The organism is Sphingomonas sp. ABOLH (assembly GCF_003951715.1).
GTDB classification, from domain to species: domain Bacteria; phylum Pseudomonadota; class Alphaproteobacteria; order Sphingomonadales; family Sphingomonadaceae; genus Sphingomonas; species Sphingomonas hankookensis_A.
On the sequence record NZ_QQWV01000009.1, the window covers coordinates 104,966 to 112,842 of the forward strand.

Consider the following 7,877-nt stretch of genomic DNA (forward strand, 5'->3'; position numbering starts at 1 on the left):
CTACTCGCCCCGCGCCATGCGGCGCAGCGCCCCCAGTGCCAAAGCGAGGCCGGCATTGGGGGCATCCGCATCGGGATCGCCCCGTTCCCCACGCCGACGCTGCAACCCGTGGTCGAGCCGGTCGATCAACGCCGACAGGCTGGGCGCAGGTTCGGCGGATCGGGCTTGCGGTTCCACCGGCGAGGGGGGAACGGGTTCGCTCTCCGCCACCGGTTCGGGTTCGGGCTCGGGTTCGGCGGCCGGACGGAACAGCGGGCGAACGGTCGGCGGTGGGGCGGCCGGCACCATCGGCAGCGCGTCCGGGTCGAACATCGCCATCGGCGTGTTCAGGTCGCGCGGCAGGGCGACCTCCGGCTCGGCCGGCGCGACCGGATCGAGGAACGGCTGACCCAGATCGCGCACGGCGCGGACCGGCGGGCGCGGCGGGGCGTCGGGATGGGCATCGGCGCGGCGGACGCTGGGCGGCGCTTCCTCTTCGACCGCTTCCGCCGATGGCAGCGCGACCGGGCCGCGATCGAGCAGGCGCAGCGCGATCCAGACCGGGACCGCAACCGCCAGCCCTGAAAGAAGCATCAGCGCCGCGCGCGCCGTTATGCCCAGCGGCGGCTCCGCGATCGACAGGAAGGCGGGCAGCCCGGTTTCGGACACCACCGTTTCGATCCGCCACATCGGTACGAAGGCGATGGCGATCGCGACGGCCAGCCCGACCAGCGTGGCGACCGTCAGGGGCAGTGCGCGGTTCATGCGTCCACCATCGATGCATCGCCGACCACCGCGCCCGGTCGCCGTGCGGCGATGAGGCGCTGGTAGAGCGGCTGATAGCGCGCGACGTTCGACGCCCAGTTGCGCTCCGCCTCGACAAAGGCGCGGCCGCGGTCGCGCATCGCGTCCCAGCCGGAGCGGTCGGCGAGCAGCGCGGCGACGCGCGACGCCAGCGCGGCGGGATCGTCGGGTGCGAACAGCGTGCCGGTATCGCCGTCGCGGATCAGTTCGCGATGGCCGCCGACGTCGGACGCAGCGACCAGCCGGCGCTGTGCCATGGCTTCGAGGGGTTTGAGCGGGGTGACGAGATCGGTCAGCCGCATCGCCTTGCGCGGATAGACCAGCAGGTCGACGAGGCCATAATAGCGTTCGACCTCCTGATGCGGCACGCGGCCGATGAAATGGATGGCGTGCGCGACGCTCGACGCCGCCGCCTGGGCGCGCAAGGCCGCTTCCATCGGGCCGCCACCGACCATCAGCAGCCGGACGTTCGGCCGCGCCGCAACCAGTGCCGGCATGGCGGCGATCAGCGTGTCGAGCCCTTCATAATCGTAGAAGCTGCCGAGATAGCCCAGCACCTCCATGCCGGCCAAGCCGAGTTCGGCGGCGAGCGCGGTGTCGGGCGGGGGCGGATCGCCGAACAGGGTCAGGTCGACTCCGTTGGGCGACACCATGATCTTGCCCGCGTCGATCCCCCGCGCGACCAGATCGCGGCGCAGTCCTTCGCAGATCACCGCGACGCCATCGGCGCGGCGCACGGCCCAGGTTTCGAGCGCGCGAGTCGCACGGTAGCGGGCGGAGCCTTCGGTGCCGGTGCCGTTGCCGACCGCGGCGTCTTCCCAGAAGGCGCGGATTTCGTAGACGAGGGGCAGCTTGCGCCGGCGGGCGACGCGCAACGCGGCGAGCGCGTCGAGCACCGGCGAATGAGCGTGGAGGATGTCGGGGCGAAACTGGTCGACGACCCGGTCGATCGATGCGGAAAAGGCGCGGATTTCCGCCAGTTCGCCGAGTGGCGCCGGCAGCTGGCGGGGCGGCACGGTGCGGTGGAAATCGATGCCGTCCACCGTTTCCTGCGCGACCGCCGTCACGCCCTGCCGCGCGCCGGTGACGGCGGCGACCTGCCACCCGCGCGCCATCTGCGCCGTCAGGATCGCCCGCGTGCGGAACGTATATCCGCTGTGCAGGGGCAGGCCATGGTCGAGGATGTGAAGGACTCGCATGCCAACCTCCTGCCACGACAGGGTTAAAGGAGACGTAACGCCGTCATAGCGTGTGGTCAGTCGCCGGCAAAGGCGAAGGGGGTCAGCCCGCCCTCTCGGTCGTCCAATCGCATGGCGCGCCCGGCCGGCGGGGCGGAGCGTTGCGGGCAGTCGCTGCGGGTGCAGGCGCGGCAGCCCGGCCCGACCGGCATGCCCGGCGCCGACAGGTCGATGCCCCGCGCCGCCGCGAGGCCGCCCGCCTGATCGGCGGCGACCCCCAGCATCACGACGAAGCGCGCCCGCACCTCTCCGGCCAGGGCGCCGGGCGGAGTGACGGTGCGCGACAGGGTCAGCCAGCGGCCGCCCTCTTCCGGTTCGACCAGCTGCACGATGCTCTCCCCGCCGCGTGCGAAGGCGTCGAAGGCGCCGAGCAGCGGACAGGGTGCCCCCTCGACCAGCGGCGACTGGCTGGCGCCGGCGAAGCGCTTCGACACCTGCCCCGCCCGGTCGAGCCGGAGCAGGCAGAAGGAGAGCCCCCGCGCGCCGACGCGGTTGAGGGTGGTCAGCCGGTGGGCGACATGTTCGAACCCCGCCCCGAAACGGCGGCCGAGCAGCGCGAGGTCGTAGCCGGTCGCCTCGCACGCGCGCAGGAAGCGGGCATAGGGCATCATGACGGCGGCGGCGAAATAGCCGTGGAGGTGGCGACGGAGCCATTGTTCGGCGGTCCGGTCGGACAGGCCGGCACCGCGCACCACCGCATCGACCTCGCCCCGTGCCTCGGCATGGCCCAGCGCGCGGGCGAGCGCGAAGCTGCGCGAGGCGGGGTCGAGCCGTTCGGACAGTTGGAGCTGCCGGGCGTGGAGGTCGGTGCGGTGCAGCCGGTCGGGCATCGCCTCCACCGGCAGCAGCCGGACCGAGAGGTGATGGCGCACCCGCAGCCGGTCGGCCATCGCCGCCGCCGGATCGCCGCCGGCCAGCCGCAGTTCGTCGGCCAGTGCCTCGGCCTGGGCGTCGAGGTCGGGGAAATGGTTGCGCCAGCGCTCGATCGTCGCGCGCGCTTCCGCCGCCGGGTCGGCGGTGACCGGCGCCCCCGCCCCGCCGCTGCCCAGCCGGTCAAAGGCGCGGGCGAACGCCTCCGCCCCGCCCGGCGCGCCGGCCAGCCATTCGGCGATATCGGCGCGGTCGAGCGCGAGGTCGGCGAACATCGGATCGGCCAGCCGACGGCGCAGCGCCTCCGCCCCGCCGCCCGGCTCGCTGGCCGCCAGCGTGCGGGCATCGAAGCCATAGCGTTCGGCAAGCGCCACCAGCAGCGTCGCGGTCAGCGGGCGCTGATTGCGTTCGATCAGGTTGAGATAGCTGGCGGAAATGCCCAGCGCCTGCGCCATCGCCGCCTGGGTCAGCGCGTGGCCGCGGCGCAGGCGGCGGACGGCGTGGCCGGCGAACATCTTGCTTTCCATCTGCCCTGCCCCCTTTGTGCGCTTGTAAAGAGATTACAGGTGCCGGCAATCGACGCAAGATGGGCGAGCACACCTTTTTTGTTGCTACGGTATCGGCTATCCATCCCGTAACGATGCCAATTCGAACATCGGGTTTGTGGAGAGACGATGTGATGGATACCAGCAGCCTGTTCCGGCTCGACGGACGCACCGCGCTGATCACCGGGGGATCGCGCGGCATCGGGCGGATGATCGCGGCGGGCTTCGTGGCGCAGGGGGCGCGGGTGTTCGTGTCGGCGCGCAAGGCTGACCAGTGCATCGCGACCGCCGAGGAGATCGGCGCGACCGCCCTGCCGCAGGACGTATCGACCATCGAAGGGTGCCGCGCGCTGGCAGACCGGCTGGCCAGCCACACCGACCGGCTGGACATCCTCGTCAACAATGCCGGTGCGGCATGGGGACAGGCGTTCGAGGACTTTCCCGAAAGCGGCTGGGACAAGGTCATGGACCTGAACGTCAAGTCGCCCTTCTTCCTGACGCAGGCGCTGCATCCGATGCTGAAGGCGGCCGCATCGCGCGCGCGGCCGGCCAAGGTCATCAACATCACCTCGATCGACGGCCAGCGTGTCAATCCGTGGGAAACCTACAGCTACCAGGCGTCGAAGGCGGCGCTGATCCACCTGACGCGGCGGATGGCGGCGCGGCTGGTGATGGACGCGATCCACGTCACCTCGATCGCGCCGGGGGCATTCGCCAGCGAGATGAACAAGGCGGCACGCGACCATGGCGACGGCGTGGCCAAGCAGATCCCGGCGGGCCGGATCGGCGCGGACGAGGATATGGCGGCGGCGGCGATCTACCTCGCCGCGCGCGCCGGTGATTATGTGGTGGGCGAGACGATCACCGTCGATGGCGGGCTGGTCAATGCGTCGATGGGCGGATCGATCGACGGATAGCGGCCAAAGTTCACTAAGTTCACACTGGTGGCGTGTTGCGCGCCACGTCTTCGTTGGCTTGGACTTGATCGAGAGGTTCCGCTTTGGGTGGCGGTGGAGAAGAAGAAGCGGGACCCCGGGTCGAGCCCGGGGCGACGGTTGGGGTGGCGGTGGAGAAGAAGCGGGACCCCGGGTCGAGCCCGGGGTGACGGCCGGGGGTAGCTGGCATTGGAGCCTCGTGGCGGTTGCGGCGCCAAAGTTCACTAAGTTCACACTCGTCGCGTGTTGTGCGCGGCGTCTTCGTCGGTTCGGACTTGATCCAGGGTTTCGCTCTGGGCGGCGGTGGAGAAGAAGCGGGACCCCGGGTCGAGCCCGGGGTGACGGCCGGGGGTAGCTGGCATTGGAGCCTCGTAGCGGTTGCGGCGCCAAAGTTCACTAAGTTCACACTCGTCGCGAGCTGCGCGCGGCGTCTTCATCGGTTCGGACTTGATCCGGGGTTTCGCTTTGGGCGGCGGTGGAGAAGATGAAGCGGGACCCCCGGGTCAGGCCCAGGGTGACGGTTGGAGGTGGCTGGCGTTGGAACCTCGTGTCGGTTGCGGTGGCCAAAGTTCACTAAGTTCACACTCGTCGCGGGTTGCGCGCGGTGTCTTCGTCACCCCGGACTTGATCCGGGGTTTCGCTCTGGGCGGCAGTGGAGGAGAAGAAGCGGGACCCCGGGTCGAGCCCGGGGTGACGCGTGGAGGTGGCAGGCGTTCGAACTTCACGTCGGTAGCGATGGCCAAAGTTCATTAAGTTCACACTTGCGCGCAAGACGCGGCGCTTCGGGCGGCGCGGGCGCGGTGGGGTGGCGGACGATGCGAAAGAGCGTCGTCGACGGTGGCAGACGGGCGGCGTGTAGGAAAGTTACGGTGTGATTTCCGCGCCGTCCCATGCGAAGATGCGGCCGCTTTGCGCCGGGGTCAGGCCGTCGAGCACCGCCAGGAGCCGTTCGGCGCTATAGGCCGGGGCGAACAGTTTTTCGGCCGGCACCCCGCGCTGGAACGGCTTGCTCAGCCCCGTGTCGACGGTGCCGGGATGGAGCGCGACGCAGACCGCCTGTGGCCGGGTGCGGGCCAGTTCGATCGCGGCGGTGCGCACGATCTGGTTCAGCGCCGCCTTCGACGCGCGATAGCCGTACCAGCCGCCCAGCCGGTTGTCGGAAATGCTGCCGACGCGCGCCGAGATACAGGCGATGGCGCTCGGCGCGTCCTTTACCAGCAGCGGCGCGAAATGCCGCAAGACCAGTGCCGGGCCGATGGTGTTGATCGCAAAGAGATGGGCGAGACGGTCCGCGTCGAGGTCGCGCAGGCTGCGCTCGGGGCCGCCCGCTTCGTCGTGCAATATGCCGGTCGCGACGATGACGCGGGTGAGCGGCGCGTCGATACGCGCGGCGGCGGCTTCGATCGAGGCGGGATCGGCGAGGTCGATCGGGTGGTAGTCGACACCATCGGGCAAGGCGGCGGGCGCGCGGCGGGCGGCGGCGATGATGCTGGTGTAGCGGCCGGAACCGGCAAGCCCCGCCACCAGCGCCGCACCGATTCCGCCATTGGCACCGATCACCATCGCCGTCGTCATCGCCGCCTCCGTTGCCGCATCGTAAACGATAACGGTCAAAATGCTGCCGCTATCCCCAGGTGGCCCGTGCCGGTTTGACCCGCCAGCGCCCGACCGTAGAACGCGCCTGCACTACAAGGGTCCGTTCGAACCATGGCTATTGTCCGTTTTGCCGCGCTGCTGCTGACGCTGGTCGGCGCCGTTCCCGCCGCCGCGCGCGACACCACCGACTATCCGCATATTCCCGAACCGATGGTGTTCGACATGGTCCGCCCGATGGGCGCGCGGCGGGGCGAGCTGGAGACCAACGTCCTCGCGCTGTCGCCGCTGTCGGGGCAGGAACGCGCAGTCGAATGGGCGCCGGAGATCGAATATGCCGTTGCCGACGGCTTCGCGCTGGAAATCGAGCTGCCGTTCGAAGGCACGCGGCTGGCCGAACTGAAGATGGGCGCGCAGGCGACGATCGGCACGTTCGACCGCGGGCGCGCCGTGCACGGCGTGCAATATCTGGGCATTTACGAGCGCGAGAGCGGGCGGACGTCGCAGGCGCTGCTCTACATGCTGGGGCGCCGGCACAATGAACGGCTGAGCACGATGACGATGGTCGGGGTCGGCGACGTGCGGCTCGGCCAGTCGGAAAGCGATGCCGGGCTGCTGGTCAACCATTCGACCTTCTACGACCTGGGGCGCGACCGGATCGCCGGGGTCGAGGTCAATTACAAGTCGCACCGCGATGGCGGGGTGGCGATCATCCCGCAATTCCATGCGCCGCTGGCGGACAAGGTGAATGTGCAGTTGGGCGTCGGCGCCGACAAGCAGCGCGGCGAACGGGCGCGGCCGGTGGGGGGCGTGCGGTTGATCAAGGAGTTTTGAGGGGGGCTCGTGCGCATCCGCGTCTTGCGGCACCGCCCCGATTCGAGCATTCTTCCGTCGCTTCTGTGATGGGAGTGATATGCCATGAGCGCAATATTGGCGTCGGTAGGGTTGGGCGGTGAAAATCGTCGACAGGACGTGATTGCCGTTCAATCGCTGTTGCAAAGCGTCGGCGTCTCGCCGGTCCGATCGACGGGCTCTGTGGGCGAAAGACGATCCGGGCCATCGAGCAGTTTCAGCGCGATGTGATACGACGGCCCGATGGGCGGATCGACGTTCGTGGCCCGACTTTTCGACATCTATCGGCAAAGGCGGCGGCATCCCGCAACCGGCAGGCGCTGACGACACCACCTGTCCCGCCCCGGCACACTAGACCGCTGGAACGACCCAAGTCATCGCGACCTGTCGCATCGCCGCCATCTGCTTCGCCGAAACCCAGGTTCGAACCGTTGGTCGAGTATTGGCGGGAAAGAACCGTACTTCCCGGCCCGGCGATCAACGCTGGACTGGTTTGCCCGACCAGTTCGCACATGATGGCGCTGCTGGGCGATCCTAACAGCCAACGGATGAAAGGGTTGACCGCAACAGAATCGGTCGGCCCGTTCCGCGCAACCGGACTGAAGCCGGCGCTGGCAAGCCTGCGCAGTGTGCTGGCGACGGTTTTACGGAAATACCCGACGCTGAACGGCATCCTGGGGTATAACGGCATGCATCTCATTCGAAAGACGCGGAACGGTGCATCCTACTCGAACCATTCCTGGGGGATCGCGATCGACTTCGTCATCGGTGTCGACGCTCCTCCTTATGGTGCCGGTTACTCCATGCGCGGCTTGGACGTGATGGTGCCCCACTTTCACCGAGCGGGCTGGTATTGGGGCGGCGGCTATCGAAGTATCGGTCGTAAGGACGCGATGCACTTCGAATGCGGGTTGGCGCTTGTGCGGAGTTTCCACCCACATTTCCCAAGTAAGGCGCTGATTTCGCTGTCCTGACCATTATATTTCCTATATAAAACATGGTGTTGAAGGCTGCGAGGGGCGCGTTTCATGGATCACCCAGAGGGTGCGGGCTTGCAACGG

At 68.8% G+C, this 7,877-nt stretch carries 7 protein-coding genes; 3 read left to right on the forward strand and 4 right to left on the reverse strand.

Annotation, left to right across the window (positions count from 1 at the left end; all coding sequences use genetic code 11):
• Genes CA237_RS06805 through CA237_RS06815 form a run of 3 tightly spaced genes read right to left on the reverse strand, consistent with a single transcriptional unit; the run spans window position 1 to window position 3,418 of the window.
• Complete coding sequence (locus CA237_RS06805) at window positions 1–744, reverse strand: hypothetical protein (RefSeq protein WP_066689328.1); 744 nt, start codon at window positions 742–744, stop codon at window positions 1–3.
• Window positions 741–1,982, reverse strand: coding sequence for a TIGR04063 family PEP-CTERM/XrtA system glycosyltransferase (locus CA237_RS06810; RefSeq protein ID WP_066689326.1), 1,242 nt, complete (start codon window positions 1,980–1,982; stop codon window positions 741–743). The genes CA237_RS06805 and CA237_RS06810 overlap by 4 nt, the downstream gene beginning before the upstream one ends.
• Before the next feature lie 56 nt (window positions 1,983–2,038).
• A complete protein-coding gene (locus tag CA237_RS06815; protein WP_066689325.1) occupies window positions 2,039–3,418 on the reverse strand; it encodes a short-chain fatty acyl-CoA regulator family protein in 1,380 nt (459 codons plus the stop codon).
• Between the two features lie 152 nt (window positions 3,419–3,570).
• Here CA237_RS06815 and CA237_RS06820 point away from each other — a divergent pair, with 152 nt between their 5' ends.
• The gene (locus tag CA237_RS06820; RefSeq protein WP_066689323.1) at window positions 3,571–4,353 is read left to right on the forward strand and encodes an SDR family oxidoreductase; all 783 of its coding nucleotides are present in this window, start codon (window positions 3,571–3,573) and stop codon (window positions 4,351–4,353) included.
• Between the two features lie 882 nt (window positions 4,354–5,235).
• Here CA237_RS06820 and CA237_RS06825 read toward each other — a convergent pair.
• The gene (locus CA237_RS06825; RefSeq protein WP_066689319.1) at window positions 5,236–5,946 is read right to left on the reverse strand and encodes an SDR family NAD(P)-dependent oxidoreductase; all 711 of its coding nucleotides are present in this window, start codon (window positions 5,944–5,946) and stop codon (window positions 5,236–5,238) included.
• Window positions 5,947–6,078: 132 nt separating this feature from the next.
• Between CA237_RS06825 and CA237_RS06830 the strand changes: the two genes are divergently transcribed.
• Both CA237_RS06830 and CA237_RS06835 read left to right on the forward strand, forming a co-directional pair.
• The gene (locus tag CA237_RS06830; RefSeq protein ID WP_126013436.1) at window positions 6,079–6,798 is read left to right on the forward strand and encodes a hypothetical protein; all 720 of its coding nucleotides are present in this window, start codon (window positions 6,079–6,081) and stop codon (window positions 6,796–6,798) included.
• 530 nt (window positions 6,799–7,328) lie between these two features.
• Window positions 7,329–7,790 carry a M15 family metallopeptidase gene (locus CA237_RS06835; protein ID WP_126013439.1) on the forward strand — a complete coding sequence of 154 codons (462 nt, stop codon included), beginning with the start codon at window positions 7,329–7,331 and terminating at the stop codon, window positions 7,788–7,790.
• Window positions 7,791–7,877 lie beyond the last annotated feature (87 nt).

Coding starts and splice junctions, on each gene's coding strand:
- CA237_RS06805 (WP_066689328.1), bottom strand. CDS start 744: ATGAACCGCGCACTGCCCCTGACGGTCGCCACGCTGGTCGGGCTGGCC.
- CA237_RS06810 (WP_066689326.1), bottom strand. CDS start 1,982: ATGCGAGTCCTTCACATCCTCGACCATGGCCTGCCCCTGCACAGCGGA.
- CA237_RS06815 (WP_066689325.1), bottom strand. CDS start 3,418: ATGGAAAGCAAGATGTTCGCCGGCCACGCCGTCCGCCGCCTGCGCCGC.
- CA237_RS06820 (WP_066689323.1), top strand. CDS start 3,571: ATGGATACCAGCAGCCTGTTCCGGCTCGACGGACGCACCGCGCTGATC.
- CA237_RS06825 (WP_066689319.1), bottom strand. CDS start 5,946: ATGACGACGGCGATGGTGATCGGTGCCAATGGCGGAATCGGTGCGGCG.
- CA237_RS06830 (WP_126013436.1), top strand. CDS start 6,079: ATGGCTATTGTCCGTTTTGCCGCGCTGCTGCTGACGCTGGTCGGCGCC.
- CA237_RS06835 (WP_126013439.1), top strand. CDS start 7,329: ATGATGGCGCTGCTGGGCGATCCTAACAGCCAACGGATGAAAGGGTTG.